Annotated in this window: 17 protein-coding genes; 6 read left to right on the top strand and 11 right to left on the bottom strand. The window is 73.1% G+C overall.

Annotated elements, in window-relative coordinates; all coding sequences use genetic code 11:
- Window positions 1–17: 17 nt before the first annotated feature.
- From AB0B57_RS00180 to AB0B57_RS00155, 6 genes are all read left to right on the top strand, one after another.
- On the top strand, window positions 18–1,355 hold the full coding sequence (locus AB0B57_RS00180; RefSeq protein WP_357063243.1) for an extracellular solute-binding protein: 1,338 nt from the start codon (window positions 18–20) through the stop codon (window positions 1,353–1,355).
- Between the two features lie 30 nt (window positions 1,356–1,385).
- The gene (locus AB0B57_RS00175; protein ID WP_357063240.1) at window positions 1,386–2,363 is read left to right on the top strand and encodes a sugar ABC transporter permease; all 978 of its coding nucleotides are present in this window, start codon (window positions 1,386–1,388) and stop codon (window positions 2,361–2,363) included.
- Between the two features lie 2 nt (window positions 2,364–2,365).
- Window positions 2,366–3,232, top strand: coding sequence for a carbohydrate ABC transporter permease (locus AB0B57_RS00170; RefSeq protein WP_357064475.1), 867 nt, complete (start codon window positions 2,366–2,368; stop codon window positions 3,230–3,232).
- On the top strand, window positions 3,216–3,965 hold the full coding sequence (locus tag AB0B57_RS00165) for a hypothetical protein (RefSeq protein ID WP_357063237.1): 750 nt from the start codon (window positions 3,216–3,218) through the stop codon (window positions 3,963–3,965). The genes AB0B57_RS00170 and AB0B57_RS00165 overlap by 17 nt, the downstream gene beginning before the upstream one ends.
- Window positions 3,962–4,843, top strand: coding sequence for a PmoA family protein (locus tag AB0B57_RS00160; RefSeq protein WP_357063234.1), 882 nt, complete (start codon window positions 3,962–3,964; stop codon window positions 4,841–4,843). The genes AB0B57_RS00165 and AB0B57_RS00160 overlap by 4 nt, the downstream gene beginning before the upstream one ends.
- 121 nt (window positions 4,844–4,964) lie before the next feature.
- Window positions 4,965–5,339, top strand: coding sequence for a cupin domain-containing protein (locus tag AB0B57_RS00155; RefSeq protein WP_357063231.1), 375 nt, complete (start codon window positions 4,965–4,967; stop codon window positions 5,337–5,339).
- Window positions 5,340–5,494: 155 nt separating this feature from the next.
- Here the strand turns inward: AB0B57_RS00155 and AB0B57_RS00150 are convergent, their stop codons facing one another.
- From AB0B57_RS00150 to AB0B57_RS00100, 11 genes are read right to left on the bottom strand one after another with little or no spacing between them, the layout of a single operon-like run.
- The gene (locus AB0B57_RS00150) at window positions 5,495–6,262 is read right to left on the bottom strand and encodes a hypothetical protein (protein WP_357063228.1); all 768 of its coding nucleotides are present in this window, start codon (window positions 6,260–6,262) and stop codon (window positions 5,495–5,497) included.
- 19 nt (window positions 6,263–6,281) lie between these two features.
- The gene (locus AB0B57_RS00145) at window positions 6,282–6,743 is read right to left on the bottom strand and encodes a hypothetical protein (RefSeq protein WP_357063225.1); all 462 of its coding nucleotides are present in this window, start codon (window positions 6,741–6,743) and stop codon (window positions 6,282–6,284) included.
- A complete protein-coding gene (locus AB0B57_RS00140) occupies window positions 6,740–7,672 on the bottom strand; it encodes a hypothetical protein (RefSeq protein WP_357063223.1) in 933 nt (310 codons plus the stop codon). The genes AB0B57_RS00145 and AB0B57_RS00140 overlap by 4 nt, the downstream gene beginning before the upstream one ends.
- The gene (locus tag AB0B57_RS00135; protein WP_357063220.1) at window positions 7,669–8,184 is read right to left on the bottom strand and encodes a phage tail protein; all 516 of its coding nucleotides are present in this window, start codon (window positions 8,182–8,184) and stop codon (window positions 7,669–7,671) included. The genes AB0B57_RS00140 and AB0B57_RS00135 overlap by 4 nt, the downstream gene beginning before the upstream one ends.
- A complete protein-coding gene (locus AB0B57_RS00130) occupies window positions 8,165–10,873 on the bottom strand; it encodes a putative baseplate assembly protein (protein WP_357063218.1) in 2,709 nt (902 codons plus the stop codon). The genes AB0B57_RS00135 and AB0B57_RS00130 overlap by 20 nt, the downstream gene beginning before the upstream one ends.
- Window positions 10,870–11,304: a GPW/gp25 family protein gene (locus AB0B57_RS00125; RefSeq protein WP_357063215.1), complete on the bottom strand. Its 435-nt coding sequence runs from the start codon at window positions 11,302–11,304 to the stop codon at window positions 10,870–10,872. Before AB0B57_RS00125 ends, AB0B57_RS00130 begins: the two co-directional genes overlap by 4 nt.
- Complete coding sequence (locus AB0B57_RS00120; RefSeq protein WP_357063213.1) at window positions 11,301–11,639, bottom strand: hypothetical protein; 339 nt, start codon at window positions 11,637–11,639, stop codon at window positions 11,301–11,303. The genes AB0B57_RS00125 and AB0B57_RS00120 overlap by 4 nt, the downstream gene beginning before the upstream one ends.
- On the bottom strand, window positions 11,639–13,231 hold the full coding sequence (locus tag AB0B57_RS00115; RefSeq protein ID WP_357063210.1) for a contractile injection system protein, VgrG/Pvc8 family: 1,593 nt from the start codon (window positions 13,229–13,231) through the stop codon (window positions 11,639–11,641). The genes AB0B57_RS00120 and AB0B57_RS00115 overlap by 1 nt, the downstream gene beginning before the upstream one ends.
- Complete coding sequence (locus AB0B57_RS00110) at window positions 13,228–14,112, bottom strand: hypothetical protein (RefSeq protein WP_357063208.1); 885 nt, start codon at window positions 14,110–14,112, stop codon at window positions 13,228–13,230. Before AB0B57_RS00110 ends, AB0B57_RS00115 begins: the two co-directional genes overlap by 4 nt.
- Window positions 14,112–15,677, bottom strand: coding sequence for a hypothetical protein (locus AB0B57_RS00105; protein ID WP_357063205.1), 1,566 nt, complete (start codon window positions 15,675–15,677; stop codon window positions 14,112–14,114). The genes AB0B57_RS00110 and AB0B57_RS00105 overlap by 1 nt, the downstream gene beginning before the upstream one ends.
- Window positions 15,652–16,134 carry a phage tail protein gene (locus tag AB0B57_RS00100; protein ID WP_357063203.1) on the bottom strand — a complete coding sequence of 161 codons (483 nt, stop codon included), beginning with the start codon at window positions 16,132–16,134 and terminating at the stop codon, window positions 15,652–15,654. Before AB0B57_RS00100 ends, AB0B57_RS00105 begins: the two co-directional genes overlap by 26 nt.

The following is a 16,134-nucleotide window of genomic DNA, read 5'->3' as shown; positions in this document are numbered from 1 at the left end:
CCGAGGAGTGAGCGCACATGCACCCCACCACTGACGCGCCCGTCGGGCGCATCGACCGTACCCCGCTGTCTCGGCGGCGTCTGCTGCGCGGCCTGCTCGCCCTGACGGTCGCCGCGCCGCTGCTGGCCGGGGCCGCCGCGTGCGGCGACGACGACGGCGGTGCCGCCGACCCGAACGCCCCGGTCAAGCTCTCCGTCTTCTGGTGGGGCGGCGACGCCCGGGCCAAGCTGACCGAGGATGCCCTGGCGCTCTACACCAAGAAGCACCCGAACGTGACATTCGAGACGACCTGGCAGGCCAACCAGGGTTACTTCGACAAGCTGGCCACGCTCACGGCGGGCGGCAACCCACCGGACCTGTTCCAGATCGACGACAACTACCTGGCCGAGTACGCGGCCCGCAACACCACGCTCGACCTGACCTCCTACCAGAAATCCGGAAAGCTGGACACCTCCAGGTTCCCGGAGAGTCTCTGGCAGTACGGCGTGGTCGACGGCAAGCTCGCCGGGCTGGCCTCCGGGGAGAACACCCAGGGCCTGGTCTACAACAAGACGCTGCTGGCCAAGCACAACCTGCCCGAGCCGACCACCGGGATGACCTGGGAGCAGCACATCGCCTGGGCCGAGCAGGTCACCGCCACGACAAAGGTGCCCGGCACGCAGGACCCGAGCGCCGACTACAAGGCGTTCTGGGTGTGGCTGCGGCAGCAGGGCAAGGATCTCTACAAGGGTAAGGAGCTGGGGTTCACCGCCGAGGACGTGACCACGTGGTTCGACCTGTGGAAGGGCGCCCGGGACCGGAGGGCCACACCGACCGCCGACGTCATCCACGAGGGCAACTCCAGCGACGTCACCAAGCAGCTGGTGGTCACCGGCAAGTCGGCGACCTCCTGGGTGTGGGCCAACCAGATGCCGGACCTGAAGAAGAACACCAAGGACGAGTTGGGCGTCATCGCGTACCCCGGTGATCCGAGCGCCCAGTGGGCGCGGGCCTCGATGTACTGGTCGGTGTTCCGGGGCAGCAAGAACAGGGACGTCGCCGTCGACGTGATCAACTTCCTGTACAACGACCAGGAGGCGGTCACGCTGCTGGGCACCGACCGGGGCCTGCCGTCCAACCTGGACCTGCGCCGGCTGGTCAGCGAGGGCACCACCGACCCGGCCATGAAACAGTCGATCGCCGTCGAGACCGAGCTGACCCAGAAGTTCGGCCCCTCGCCGCAGGTGCCCATCAAGGGGCACAGCAAGGTCAAGTCCGAGCTGATCAAGGCCGCCGAGAACGCGCAGTACGGCCGCGCGAGCACCGCCGAGGCCGCCGCCCAGTTCCTCGAGGCGTGCAAGTCCGCCATCGCCTGAGTGCCCACCAGCCGAGGAGAGGAGCCGTTCGTGGCGTTGACCACGGCGTCCGACCCGACCCGACGCGGCCCCGGAGCCGCCCGCGCCCGCGGCCGAGGGCCCGGACGCGTCCGGCACGGCGAGGGTCGGGCGGGGTACGTCTTCCTGTCGCCGTGGCTCGTCGGCCTGCTGGGGGTCACGGCGATCCCCATGCTGCTGTCGCTCTACCTGAGCTTCACCAACTACGACATCCTCACCCCGTTCGCCGAGGTGCAGTGGGTGGGGCTGGCCAACTACGAACGGATGTTCACCGCCGACCCGTCGTACTGGCACGCGGTGCGGGTGACAGTGACCTTCGCGCTGATCGCCGTACCGCTGAAGCTGGCCGCGGCGCTCGGCGTGGCGCTGCTGCTCAACCGTGCCTGGCGCGGCGTCGGGCTCTTTCGTGGGCTGTTCTACCTGCCGTCGCTGCTCGGCGGCAGCGTCGCGCTGGCCATCGTCTGGGTCAGCATGTTCAACCGCGACGGCGCGTTCAACTCGCTGCTGAGCCTCGTCGGCATCGAGGGCAAGCCGTGGGTCAACGACCCGGACTGGGCCCTGGAGACGCTCATGGTGCTGGCCATCTGGCAGTTCGGCGCACCGATGGTGATCTTCCTGGCCGGGCTGAAGCAGGTGCCCACCGAGCTGTACGAGGCGGCGTCGGTCGACGGCGCCGGCCGGTTCCGACAGTTTCGCAACGTCACCCTGCCGATGCTCTCCCCGGTCATCTTCTTCAACCTGGTGCTGGAGACGATCAACGGGTTTCAGGGCTTCACCGCGGCGTTCGTGCTCAGCAACGGCACCGGCGGCCCGGTCGACTCCACGCTGATGTACACGCTGAACCTCTACATCACCGGCTTCACCGATCTCCAGATGGGTTACGCCTCGGCGATGGCCTGGGTGTTCCTGCTCGCCATCGCGGTCATCACCGCGATCTTCTTCAGCACCGGGCGGTTCTGGGTGCACTACTCCGACGCGGAGGACCGGTGACGGTGACCCAGGGGCCGGTCGCCCCGCGACGCCCGACCGGCCGGCCGGTGCTGCGACTGCTGATCCTGGTGGCGATCCTCGCCGTGGTGCTCTACCCGCTGATCTGGATGGTGGGCACCTCGGTGAAGTCCCAGGAGGAGATCGTCAACAACGTCGGCCTGCTGCCGGAGCGCTTCTCCCCGGGCAACTACACCGCCGGGTGGTCCAACTTCGACGTGAGCTTCGGCCGGTTCTTCCTCAACAGCGCGATGGTCAGCCTGCTCACCGTCGTCGGCAACGGGCTCTCCTGCCTGCTGGCCGCGTACGCCTTCGCCCGGCTGCGGTTCCGGCTGCGCGGGGTGTGGTTCGCCGTCATGATCGGCACGCTGCTGCTGCCGCAACACGTGCTGATCGTGCCGCAGTACATCCTGTTCCGCACGCTCGGCCTGGTCGGCGGCGAATGGCCGTACCTGCCGCTGCTCATCCCGCAGTTCCTGGCCACCGAGGCGTTCTTCGTCTTCCTGATGGTGCAGTTCATGCGCGGCATTCCCCGCGAGCTGGACGAGGCGGCCCGGATCGACGGCGCCGGCCCGTACGGCATCTTCCGGCACATCATCCTGCCGCTGAGCCGCCCGGCGCTGGTCACCACCGCGATCTTCTCGTTCATCTGGACCTGGAACGACTTCTTCCGCCAACTGGTCTTCCTGTCCGAACTGGGGGACTACACCGTGCCTGTCGCGTTGACCCTGTTCATCGACTCGACCAGCCAGAGCGCGGTCGGGCCGATGTTCGCCATGTCGGTGCTGTCGCTGCTGCCGGTCTTCCTGTTCTTCGTCGCCTTCCAACGGATGCTCGTCGAGGGGATCAACACCGGTGGCATCAAGGGCTGAACCGGCGGAAACCGGCGGCCGGCGGGACTGGCGCGACGTCCTGCGCGACGCCGCCGACCTGGCGTTGCTCGGCATCCTGCTGACCCTCGCCGCGGCACCGCTGCTCACCGCGGCGGCGTCGGCCGGCACGGCCAGCGCGGCGGTGCACGACTGGACCCGTACCGGAAGCTGGCCGTCGGCACGTGTCACCCTGCGCCGGTTTCGTCGCGCGGCGCTGCCCGGCGTGCCGGTGAGCCTGCTGGCGCTCGCCGTGGCCGGGCTGCTCGCCGCCGACCTGGCGGCGTTGGCCACCGGCCGGGTGCCGGGCGGCCCGCCGGCGCTGGTGGTGACCGCGCTGGTCACGGCCGGTCTGACCGGGTACGCCGGGCTGGTCGTCGTCGAGGTAGGCCGCAACGGGGGTGGGCGGTGGCGGGCGGCGGCCCGGTCCGCCGCCCGTGCCTGCCTCGACGCGCCCACTCGCTGGGCCGCGTTCACCGGGGTGACCGCGCTGGCCGGGCTGCTCGCCGTGCTGGTCACCCCGGTCGCGGTGCCGATCCTCGCCGGCTACACCGTGGCCGCCCTGCACGCCGTCGCAGCCCGCCGGCCAGTCTCCGCCGGTCTCGTCGCCCGCCGGCCGGTCCCTGCCGGTGTCGTCGCCCGCCGGCCGGTCCCTGCTGGTGTCGTCGCCCGTCGGCCGGTCCCTGCTGGCGGCGTCAACCGTCGGCCGGCTACCGCCGACCCGGAGTCGCCGTGAGCGCCGAGCGGGAGCCGGTACGGCTGGTGGTCGGGGCGACGGAGGTGGCCCGGTACGTGGTCGACCCGGCGCTGGACGCGCGGCACGGGCCGCGACCGTACCTGCATCCGGTCCGCACCCTGGGTGGCACGGTGGTCACCGACGCGCTGCCCGCCGACCACGTGTGGCACCTCGGCGCCTCCCTCGCCGTGCAGGACGTCAACGGCAGCAACCTCTGGGGCGGGCGCACCTACGTCCGCGACGTCGGCTACACCTGGCGCGACGACCACGGGCGGATCGCGCACACCGGCTGGGCGCAGCGGTCCGCCGACCGGCTGGCGCACCGACTGGAGTGGCGCGACCCGCACGGGGCGGTGCTGCTCACCGAAGTCCGTCGACTCGACGCCGTCGCGCTGACCGGGGACGTGTCGGCCTGGCGGCTGGACCTGGACTACACGCTGCGGGCCCCGGCCGGGCAGGACGTGCGGCTGGGCAGCCCGGCCACCAACGGGCGCCCCGACGGCGCCGGCTACGGCGGGTTCTTCTGGCGGGCGGTCTCGAGCGGGCCCGCGTCGGTGTTCAGCGCCTCGGCGACGGGGGAGGAGGCGGTGAACGGTTCCGCCGAGTCCTGGATCGCGCTGGTCGGGACCGGGCCGGACGGGCGGGCGTACACCCTGGTTTTCAGTGGTCTCGGCGACGGCGACAGGTGGTTCACGCGGACCGCGATGTATCCGGGCGTCGGGGTGGCGTTCGCGTTCGAGCGGCCGGTGACCATCGCGGCCGGCACACAGCGGCGGGGCCGGCACGCGGTGGTCGTCGCCGACGGTGCCCTGGACCGCGCCACCGCCGCCGCCCTGGCCGCGAGACCGGGGCCGGCGCCGCCGCGTCCCGCGACCTGACCGGGGTACGGGGCTCGCTTTCTCGGCATCCCCGCCCCGACGGGTCCGCGGCCACCTATCCTCGGGAGGATCGCCAACCGTGGGCGGGTGCCGTCCGCACGGCGGCGTGCAGGAGGCCGAGATGAGTGGGACAGATCGACCCGAGGGCATCAGCCCGACAGCGGTGCAGGGGGCACCGGGACTGTGGCGCGTCGATCTCCAGAAACACGATCTCAGCATTCCTGGCCGGGAGGTCATCCAGAGTCGGGTGGAGTTCACCCCCGACTCGCCGCCGTTCAAGCACTTCCATCCCGGCGAAGAGATCATCTGCGTTCTGCAGGGCACCCTGGAGTACACCCTCGAGGGCCAGCCGCCGATCGTGTGCAATGTCGGCGACGCGCTGACCGTCCCCTACGGCGTCCACCACCAGGCCCGCAACGTAGGCGACGGCATAGCGGTAGAGCTGGCCACCTACGTGGTGGAAAAAGGCAAACCCCTCCTAACCAAGGTGGACTAAACCCGCCGCCGGGCCACGCGTCTCGCGCGTCGATCATGGAGTTGTTGCCACGACACGCCGCTCGGGAGGGCAATAACCTCATGATCACCGGGGGCCACCGGGGGCCACCGGGGGGCACCGGGGGGCACCGGGGGGCACTGGGGGCGGGAGGCGGGTTACCGGGGTGGGTGGGTGGTTGGCAGGGCGGCTGTTACCCGGACGGCCTTGACGATCGCCGGGATCGACCCGATCAGCAGCACCAGCCCCCAGATGATCGCGATCACCGCGAAGACCAGCGCCGCCACGTCGTCGACGATGCTGACCAGGATCACCGGTACCAGGTGGTGCAGGAACTCCAGGACGACAGTGCACAGCAGGGTGGTGAGGATCAGCAGGACGAGGCCCTTGTTCTGCAGGAAGCGCGGCTGGGCCAGCACCAGCAGCCCGGCCCACACCAGCTTGAGCAGCAGCACCAGCCCGAGCAGCACCGCCGCGTCGCCGACCGGGAAGAAACCCCACAGCGCCAGGTACGCGAGCGTGCCGAACGGGACAGCCAGGAACAGCGACACCATGATCATCAGCTCCACGAACGCGATGACGAGCGCGACCAGCCCGACGATGATCAGGATGATCGAGAAGATCAGGCTGGCGACCCCCTGCACCCGACCCTGGACCCGCTCGGGCAGCAGCATGCCCAGGCAGAACAGCCCGGTGCTCCAGACCGCCACCGCGTCGATCAACGCCAGGTAGCCGGTGCCCCGGCCGGACGGTTCGCTGACCCCGGACACCTCGTCGAGGTCCACGTCCAACGCGCCGGCACTGTCGGCCAGGGCCGCGCCGGCGTCAGCGCCGCCCAGCAACAACCCGGCACCCACCTCGACGCCGAGCGCCAGGACGATGGCGAGCATCGCCAGCAACAGGAACGGCTTGCGCAGGTCACCCATGTCGGCACCTTCCCTCGGGTCAGGACGTGGCCACGACGACCGTGCAACCACCGAGGCCGGGGCAGGTCAGGCCCACCTCGGTGGCCCGGTCGACGGCGACCTTCGCCACCGCCCCGGTGCCGTCGGACGCCGGCTCGACCTCGTCGCGGATGGTGAGCTCGGCGTCGCCGGGCGCCGGCGCGACGACCGTGAACCGCGCCGCGCTGCGCAGCACCAGAGTGCGCAGCCCACCCGGGTCGGCGACCCGCACCACGCACCTGCCGGAGAACGTCAACCGGCCGTTCCCGTCGGCGCAGTCGGCGTCGACGGTGGCCGGGTCCACCGCCGCGCGCTCGCCGGCCAGCGCACCCAACCGGTCGACCAACCCGTGTCGGGCACCCGGGTCACCCCGGTCGTCGCGGCCCGCGCCCACCGCGACCACGAACAGCGCCACCAGCAGCACGGCGAGCAACCCCAGCAGCGTCTTCTGCCGACCACTCATCGCGCCACGGCCTGCGCCACGACCTCGGTGAACCGGATCGTGTCCACCCCGGCGAAGTAGGAGCTCGTGCCCTGTGTCTTGCCCACCACCAGCAGCGTGACCTGGTGCGGCCCCTTGGCCAGCCGGACCGTTCCGACGTCCAGGAAGTCCGTCTTCTGCACCTTCGGGGTGAAGCCGAGGAACGTGCCGCCGACCTGGTTGCCGTCGATGGTGAAGACGGTGTTGGCGTAGTCGGGGGCCGTGGTCCGGGCCGTGGCGAACCGCCAGGTGCCGTCGGCCGGGATCTGCACCGTCACCGTCACCCGGTCGCCGATGGCCAGCCCCGTGAAGAACAGTTGCTTGTCGTCGGACCAGGTCACCCCGCAGCAGTTGGGCTGCGCCCCCACGGCCGCCTTGCTGTTCGGCGGCGACTTGACCACCACCGCGCCGTCCACCAGGCTCTCCGCCTCGACCGTGACCACCCGCGGCTCGCCGGGGGCCGGCTCGCCGTCGCGGGTCAGCAACACCACCGCCACGGCCACCACCACCAGCACCAACGCCGCCGCGGCGGCGATCCACAACCAGGGGGTACGCCGTGGCGGCGCGACCGCCCGCACCTCGTACGTGACCCGGCCGCTGGACCGGGAGCTCTCCTCCGGCGCGGTGTTCGCCGAGTACGCGAACCCGGTCATGTCGTAACGCCGCGGTGGCGTGCCCGCCGGCACGGCGAGCGTGACCAGGAACGACACCGAGCCCTGGCCGGGCACCACCCGCTGCGGCTCGGCGACGGTGAACCACGCCCGCTGGGAGCCGTCACCGGGCGCCACGTCGAACACCACCGTGTCCGGTGCGGTGCCCGGGTTGGAGACGGTGAAGGTCAGCTCGCCGCTGTTGCGCGGGTCGAGGGTGAACTGCTCGGCGGCGGCGACGACCGCCCATTCGGTGGTCATGACGACTCCTCTTCCAGGACGATCTCGACGGTGGTGGAGGCGGGTTTCTCCGCCTCGACGATGCGGGTGAGCACGGCGAGTTGGCCGGCGGCGGCAGCCGGGACCCGCACCACGACGTGGAACGGCTGCTCGGCCGGCTCGTCGATCGCGAAGCCCGGCACCCCGGTGGCCAGCTCCAGGGCCCGCCGCATGCCGTACGGGGTGCCGCGCCACCGGGCCAACAGCGCGGCGTTGGCCACCAGGTCGCGCAGCCGGCCCACCGGCAGCGGCAGGGGCGCGTCCGGCCGGGGCGAGGCCACCACGTGGTCCATCGCCACCCAGCGGGTCAACCGCACGACCAGCCCGTCCGGCGCCCGGTACGGGTCGAACAGGGCATCCACCTCGGCGAGGATCGCCTCGTCCGGGGCGTGCAGCCCCTCCATCACGTCCAGCAGTGCCCAGAGCACGCTGCCGGGCACGCAGGCCCGCTGGTAGGCGGCGGGCAGCAGCCGTTCAATCGCCGAACGTCGCATCCTGGCGCACCACCTCTATGTCGTGCTCGCCGGAGCAGAGCAGCCAGGTGTCCGGAACGGTCACCACGTCGGCGGTGGCCTGGTTGGCGCTGGGCGTCCAGTCCACGGCGGTGGCGCTGCGGTGCACACCGCGTTCGCCGCCGGCCAGGATCAGCCGCTCCGCCGCGCCGGAGCCGCCGGCCGTACCCCCGCCGGCCGTGCCCGTCGTGCCGCCGCCCGTGCCCGTCACGCCGGAGCCGCCGGCCGCACCGCCGGCGGTCGGACCGCTCACCGCGACGGCGTCGACAGGCACGAACCGGGTCCGGTCCCGCAGCGGCAACCCGCAGTTGACCGACACCGACTGCCACTGCGGCTGCGCGCCCAGGGTGTCCAACCGCAGCACCCCGCCGCTCTGCGTCGCCGCCACCGCGAGCTGGCCGGCGAACGCCAGGTCACGGCAGGTGCCGCCGACCCAGCCGGTCTGCACCGGCTGCCACTTCACGTCGGACTCGAACAACCGGGTGCGGTGGCAACCCTGCCCGGGCTTCTTCGGGTCCGGCTCGCCGGCACCGCTCCACAGCAGCGTCGCCGGGCCGTCGTACTGCACGGCGAGCACCCGGTTGTCCACGTTGGCCAGACCGACGTGCGCGAAGCTGCCCGGTCGGCCGCCGGCGGTCGACAGGTACACCCCGAAGCTGGCCTGCGCGGCCACCGCCACCCCCGGCGCACCCCGCTCCGAGACGAACGCGCGCACCGCGTAGAACCCCCGGTCGGCGTCGGTCGGGTCGACCAGGATCTGCAACGGCACCGCCCCGGGCAGCAGTGACACCTCGTACAGGCCGGTGTCGGTGGCCACCAGCAGCGCGCCCGCGCCGTCGCGGTCCAGCCAGGCCACGTCGGAGATCCGCGCGTCCAGGTCGGTCAGCAGCGACCAGGTCTCGCCCAGGTCGGTGCTCAGGTGCACCCGGGAGCCGCCGGAGGACCGCAGCGTCACCACGGCCACCGAACCGGGGCGCGCGACGATGCCCGGGCGCACCGGCGCCGGCGCGGGCGCCACCCGCAACACCGTCTCGTCGTCGAACCGGCCGGCCGGCTCCCACCCCGCGCCGCCGTTGCTGGAGCGGAACAGCACCGGGCCGCGCCCGGCGTACCAGGTACGCGGCTGGTACTGGTCGACGGCGAGGGCGCGTACCTCGGCGTCGGGGGCCTCGTCGACCACGAACCGCACCGACTCGACGTAGCGCACCCCCGGCTCGGCCTGCTCCAACAGTCGGTACACGTTGGACGCCCGCAGTGGCTCCCCGAACGGCCAGCCGGTCGGGTTCAGCGCCGTCGGCAGCGGGCTCAACGTCTGGTGCAGCCGGTCGTGGATTCGGCGGCGCACCGCGTCGGCGTCCTCCTCCCGGCGGACCACCACCCGGGCCCGCACCGACACCGCCTTGAACCGCGCCCAGGTGGCCCGGGACCGGATGCCGACCATCCGGCGTTCCTCCAGGTCAGCCTCCACCCGGCGACGTGCCTCGGGCACCTCGTGTTCGCGCAGCACCGCCACCGGCAGTCGGCCACCGGGGCGGGCCGCCGACGGCACGTACGGCACCAGCACCACCTCGACCTCACCGGGCCGGGCGAAGCTGTACACCGCCGCGCGGGTGAACGCCCGGGCCCGCGCCACCGCGCCGGAACTGGTGGCGAGGACCTCGAAGTCGCGGGCGGTGACCGCCCGTTGTTGGGCGAAGAACTCGTACGGGCCGCGCAGCAGCACCGACTCCAACGCCTCCATCTCCCGGCCGCCGGCCGCCGGCGCGGGGTTGTCGACGCGTACCCCGGGCAGTGGGTCGCGCAGGCTGGTCAGCGTGCCCGCCGCCACGTTGCCGGTGGGCCCACCGCCGGCCCGGTACCAGAGCCGGACCTGCCGCCCGGCCGGCGGCACCGCCGCCACGGTCACCGGGACGGAGGGCGGTGCCGGCGCCGTGTCGCTGGCCGTTGCCGGCGGTCGCAGGTCCAGGGCCGGGGCGAAGGTGACGGTGCCCGAGCAGCGGTCCACCAGGTACGCCTTGGCCTGCGGGCCGAGCCCGGCGAAGCTGTCCACCGGTCGCCAGATCTCGAACGTGCGGCCGTCGTGCTCGCGGGCGGCCGCGCCCAACTCGACGGTCCCGGGCGGCACCTCCACGCCGAGGAGCAGGTCCAACGCCTCGGCGGTGTGCGTCAGCGGGGCGTGGGCGGCGCGCAGCACCTGGCCCGGTTGGCCGGTGCCCACACCGAGCAGCTCCGCGTCGATGAGTTCGCAGTGGTGCATCCGTACCGTCACCGACGCCTCGTCGGCGGGCAACAGGGTCGGCTCGGTGGTGACGAACACGACCGGCCGGGGGTCCGCGCCGCGCGCCGCCGCGACCCGCAGGCCGGCCGGGATCCGGACCGCGGCGCGGTCGGTGCCGCTGCGGGTGAACCGGACGTCCGCCCAGGCCGCGGTGGGTGCGTGCCGGGCGACCCCGAGCAGGTTCAGAAACGAGACGTACGCCTTGTCCGGCAACTGGTTCAGCCGGTAGATCATCACCTCGGTCAGGTGCGCGAACGCCTCCACCAGGGCCATCCCGGGGTCGTGCGCCGACAGGTCGGTCCACGCCGGGCAGGACTGCCGGATACGTTCCCGGGCCTCGGTGACGAGGTCGAGGAACCCGCGATCGTCCAGGTGCGGCACGGGCAGCGTCATGAGGGTCCTCCCTGCGCGGGTTCGTCGACCGGGAGCAGGTCCACGGAGAACACCAGTTGCCCGGGGGTCAGGCTGGCCCGCACCCGGTAGTCCAACCGGATCACCAGTCGCCACGCGTCGTCCGGGTCCGGCCCGGCATCCACGTCGATCACCTCGACCCGCGGCTCCCACCGGGCGATGGCCTGTCGGACGTAGTGGATGGCCAGCCCGGCCGTGGTGTCGTCGTTGGGCGCGAAGACGAGCCGGTGCAGCCGGGAGCCGTACCCGGGTCGCATCAACCGCTCGCCCGGCGTCGTCGACAGGAGCAGGAACAGCGCCTGCCGTACGCTCTCGTCGCCCTCGGTCATCGCCAGGCCGCCGGCCGCGGTGAGCGCCAGACCGCCGCCCCGGCCGGCGTCGAAGCCGGCGCCGACGAACCGGAAGGCCCTCACCGGTCCGCCCCCACGAGGCGCTGGCGCGGGTCGCGCACGACGTGGTCTACCGCGTTGGGCGGGGTGCCGTTGGTGAACCCCTTCAGGTTGTCGAGCACCACCCGGTGCCCGTCGACCCGCAGCCAGTCGCTGTAGCCGACGCGGAGGCTCTCCGTCCTCGTGCACGGCTTCACGGTCGGGCCGTAGTTCGGGCAGGCGACGATCGTGCGTCCCTCCGGGTCGTCGTCCACCAGCACGGGCACACCGGTGACGGTCACCCACTGCTGCGAGGGTCGGTTCTCGACCCGGCCGTCGTGATCGCAGGTGATCACGGAGTCACGGTGGATCCAGCGCATCAGCCGCCTCCTTCGTGGTGGGCGCGGGCCAGCGAGCGGGCCTGCCGCGCCGCGGTCGTCGGATCCTCGGTGGACTCGGCTCGCAGGAAGTCCACGCTGCGGGCGCGGACCACCATGGCCCGGCCGGGTGCGGAGATCACCAGATCGGACGCCGCGTGCAGGGTGGCCAGGTCCGGGGTCAGTTCCAGGAAGCTGCCACCCTCGGTGGCCAGCCGCAGACTGCGCCGCACGTCGTCGACGACTATCGACTGCCCGCCGGCGGTGCGCAGCGTCCAGCGGCGGGCCTTCCCGTCGTCCACACCCGTGTCGTACGGCTCGACGGTGCCGAACAGCGAACCGAGCACGATGCCCGCGGCCGGCTCGCCACCGGGCAGCACCACCAGCACGGTGTCGTCCGGATCCGGCAACGCCACCAGACCCTTGCCCCGCCCGGCACCGGGGCAGAGCACGGCGAGCCAGCCGGCGTCCAGATCCCCGTAGGCCGGCAGGGTCAGCCGGACCCGGCCCAATCCGTCCGGGTCGGCGACGTCGGTGACGGTGCCGAGGGTGACCACCGCCGCGCCGGGCGGGGCCGCCGGGGTGGCCGGCGGCACCGTGGAGAACCGCGTCAGGTGCCCGTTGCCGTCGACGGTGTGCACCACCTCGGTCAGCACGTACGCCCCGGCGACCGGCTCGGGCACCCCGCTCAGGTCGATCCGTCGGCCCGGCCGCAGTGCCGGATCACCCTCGGCCACCCCCTCGGCGGTGACCAGGGTGGCCGCCCGGGTGTCCAGCCGCGCCTGGGCCAGCGCCGCCAACTCGTCGTCGCTGCGACCCGGTTGGTCCACGGCGGTGCGGACCCCGTCGGCGCCCACGTCGGCCGGGTCCGGTCGGTCGAACGCCGGCCGGCCACAGCGCGCCTCGTCGACCCGCTGGCTGATCACCTCGGCCCGCTGCGGGTGCCAACCCAACGCCGCGCTGGCACCGCTGGCCTGGTCGGCGTTCGTGGACAGGCGCAGGGTGTGCACGTCCGCGCCGAGGGTCAGCGCGACCGGCTCCCCGTAGCCCGCGAGAGTGACCAGCCGGACCCCGTCGCCGTCGGCGGCCAGGTGCAGCCCAGCCCGGCCGGCCACCTCACGCAGCAGCTCCAGATCGCTGTGCCGGTGCTGCGACAGCCGCTCCAACCGTGGCCCGTCGACCTCCGCGCTCACCTCCAGCCCCACCGCACCGCACAGCTCCCGGGCCAGCTCGACGGCGGTCACCGAGGTGAAGACCCGCAACCCCTGCCGCTTGCGCAACCGGTGCAACCGGTCGTACGCCCGCAGCCGCAGCACCGCCGCCCCGTCACCGGCGTACTCCACCTCCACGGCGGTGACCTCCCCGCCGAACAGGGCGTCGGCATGATCGGCCAGCCGTACGTCGAGGGTCGTCCCGAGGCGCACCGCCGGGTCGAACGCACCGACACCGGCGGCGGTGGCGAGCACCAACTCCGCCTGCGTGGGCTGGTCGAGCCGCGCCGCCACCCGCAGCGAGCGGACCCGCTGACGGGCCGCGCCGGCCAGCTCGACGCCGTCGAGCAGGACGACCAACGCCGGGGGCGCGACGCTCGTCACGGCGTACCCCCGGGGTTGGTGCTGGTGGCGGTGGGGCCCGACGGGCCCCAGGCGGCGGGCGCGGTGGCGATTGAGGCCCCGACGAACGATGCGCCGGCACCCACCGCGCCGGCCAGCGCCCGCGCGACTCCGGTCACCGCGTCCACCACCGATCCGCCGCCGCTTGGCGCACCGGGTGGTGGCACGGCGAGGGTGGTGCCGGCCGGCACGGCGAGGGGGTCGGTGATCCGGTTGTGTTCGGCCAGCAGACGCCAGCGCAGCGGCGAACCGAGGGCGTCGTTGGCCAGCAGGTCGAACCGCACACCGGAACGACCTGGCTCGGCCGCGCCGTCACCGGCCGCGATCACCGCGCTGCCCGGCGCGGCGGTCGGGGTGTTCGCGGCGGCCAACTCCTCGGCGAAGCCGGCCTCGGCCTGGTCGGCGGTCTCGGCGGCGCGGACCAGCTTCAGCCGCAGCCAGGAACGCCGGGGCGAGCCGGTGCCGGTGAACGCGTCGAACCGTTCCGCCACCGCGACGATCACACCGGGCACGTTCCAGGTCTTTCCCCACACCAACCGGACCAGCGGCGGGCGCAGCCACCCATGCTCGGCTGTCGAGTTCTCCGCGAGCATCCACAGCGGACGGGTGAGGACCCGCACGTCGGCCGGCCGAACCTGCGTCTGGACGAAGTCGACGTCGAAGAGCAGGTCGAGCACCAGCTCGGTCCGGCCGCCGCCGGTGAAGACCAACGGATCGTCGGCCAGCCCGGCCCCGGAGAGCTGCCCACCGGCGACACCCCGATGGCGTACGCCGGCGAGCCGGGTCACCTGCACCGTCTCCGGATTCAGCAGGCAGTCGACACGTTCACCGGAGGAGTCGATGAGGAAGGCGACACGTTCCATCAGCCACCCGCCTGTTCCCGATCCAGCCGGGTCAACTGGGCAGTGTCCAGCGCCGCACCGGCAACCGACCACAGTGTGGTGTCGTCGGGCAGCGCCGGCCACCTGTCGAACGCCGTCGCGTCGGCCTGGTACGCCGCGCCGTCCGGCCCTCGGCCGCCGCCCTGATCGCGGTGCGTCGAACCGATCCAGGGCACACCCACGCCCGGACCGGTGCGGGGTGCGGCGTGCTGCCCAACCCGCTCGCCAACCTGCTGCCCCGACCGTGCCCGCTCGTCTGGCAGGGCCGGCCAGTGACCGCCGCCAGCCGCCGCCCCACCGCTGGCTGCCGTCCCGCCGGCGGCTGATCGCCCGTCCCGAGCTGCCGCACGGTCCGGCCTCGCCCCGCCGACATCGGCGGAGTCGGTTGTAGACCTTGGAAGGAAAGTGCCCTTGGAGGGGCCGAAATCTTCCAAGATCTCGGCAGGGGAGGTGCGGAGGCGAGAATTGGCCGAGGTGGTTGGCTCTCCGAGTCGGGGCCGCTCCTTCGTGTCGGTGGCCGGAAAGTCGTCCGGCGCCGGTCCTGTCGCCGCGCCCCGTCGGGCTGCGCGCAGGCGCCAAGCGTCAAGCAGCCGGCCCGGCGAACGTCGGCCCGCACCCGGTGCGAGGGGCGTGTTGGCGAACACCGCGACGGCGGAGGCATCGTTGCCGCCCCGGGGGCTGGTGCCACCCATCCGTGGGCCACCGGACCTGTCGTCTGCCATCGACGCGTACGTCGACCTTCCGGTCGCGCCCGTCGAGCGCGACCCGTCCGGCCTTCCCACCCCCCTCACCGCCTCCGGCCCGTCGACGCCGTACGCCACGTCCACCGTGCCGTCGTGCCCGACCGTGCCGTCACCCACCGTGCCCGCTCTGGCAAACGCCGGGCGGTCACGCCGGTAGGAGTGCGCGTCCGGGTCCGGGCCGCTCACGCTGGCTCCGCGGCCGTGCCCACCACCCGTGCCGTGCCCACCACCCGTGCCGCGCGCATGACGGCCCACCATGCCAGGGGCACGACGACCCACCGGGTCATCAGGCAACCAGGCATCCTCCCCGGCGGCCCGAGGTGGTTGCGTCACCGCGGTCCACCGGTCCGGTCCGCCGCTATCGACTCGATCGCCGAAGCCCGAGCCCGAGCCCGAGCCCGAGCCCGAGCCCGAGCCGGAGCCGGAGCCGGAGCCGAAGCCCGAGTCGGAGCCGGAGCCCGAGCCGAGGCCGAAGCCCGAGTCGGAGCCGAAGCCGCCGGTCGGGTCATCGCGCCCCTCCGTCGGTGCGGCAGCGGGCCGATCGAGGTCCAGGTCGTGCAGCAGGCCGGGCGCGTGGGCGGCGACCAGGTCCAGCCAGTGCTGTGGTGGTTCCCCGAAGCGGCGCGGTGAAGCCGCGGGCGTCTCCGGCGATGGCTGCGGCACCCGGTCCGCGGCGGGCGCCCAGTGCCCGGCGGGCGCACGGTCCTCGGCGGGTTCGACCCGCCCGGCGAGGCGCTGCGCCGCTCCGGCCGCCGCGCGTAGCCGGCCGGCCAGCCAGTTACGCGGGTGTCGGCGCGGTGGCACCGCCGGTCTCCAACTCCAGACTCTCGTAGCGCAGGGTCAACGCGGCGATGGCGATCTCGTGGCTGAGGGTGTTGAGGTGCGCGCCGCGCCACCGGGTGGGCCAGGCGTCGATCAGGTTCCACCGCAGCACCTCGGCGGTGCCGACCGAGTCGAGCAGCACCACGGAGACGTTGCGGCGGTTGAGGGTGCCCTGCGCGGTGGCGTTCACCCAGTCCCACAACTCGCGGGAGGCAGTGAGGCCGAAGTGCAGCGTCACCGGCTCGTACTCGGCCTGGCCGGGCACCATCCGCATCCGGCCCAGGCCGTGCTCCCGGTACGGCTGGCCGGGGATGTTCACCTCCAGCCCGGTCATCTCGGTGAAGTGGCCGTTGGTGACGCCGTTGATGAGCAGCCGGAAGTGGTACGCCCGGTACGGGTCGGCCGGCGCGCCGGGCTGCGGGGTGGCTGTGGTGGGCAT

This window comes from Micromonospora sp. NPDC049101 (assembly GCF_040648675.1).
Taxonomy (GTDB): domain Bacteria; phylum Actinomycetota; class Actinomycetes; order Mycobacteriales; family Micromonosporaceae; genus Micromonospora.
The sequence above is the reverse complement of the archived record's forward strand: the minus strand, read 5'-3'. Positions and strand labels throughout refer to the sequence as shown.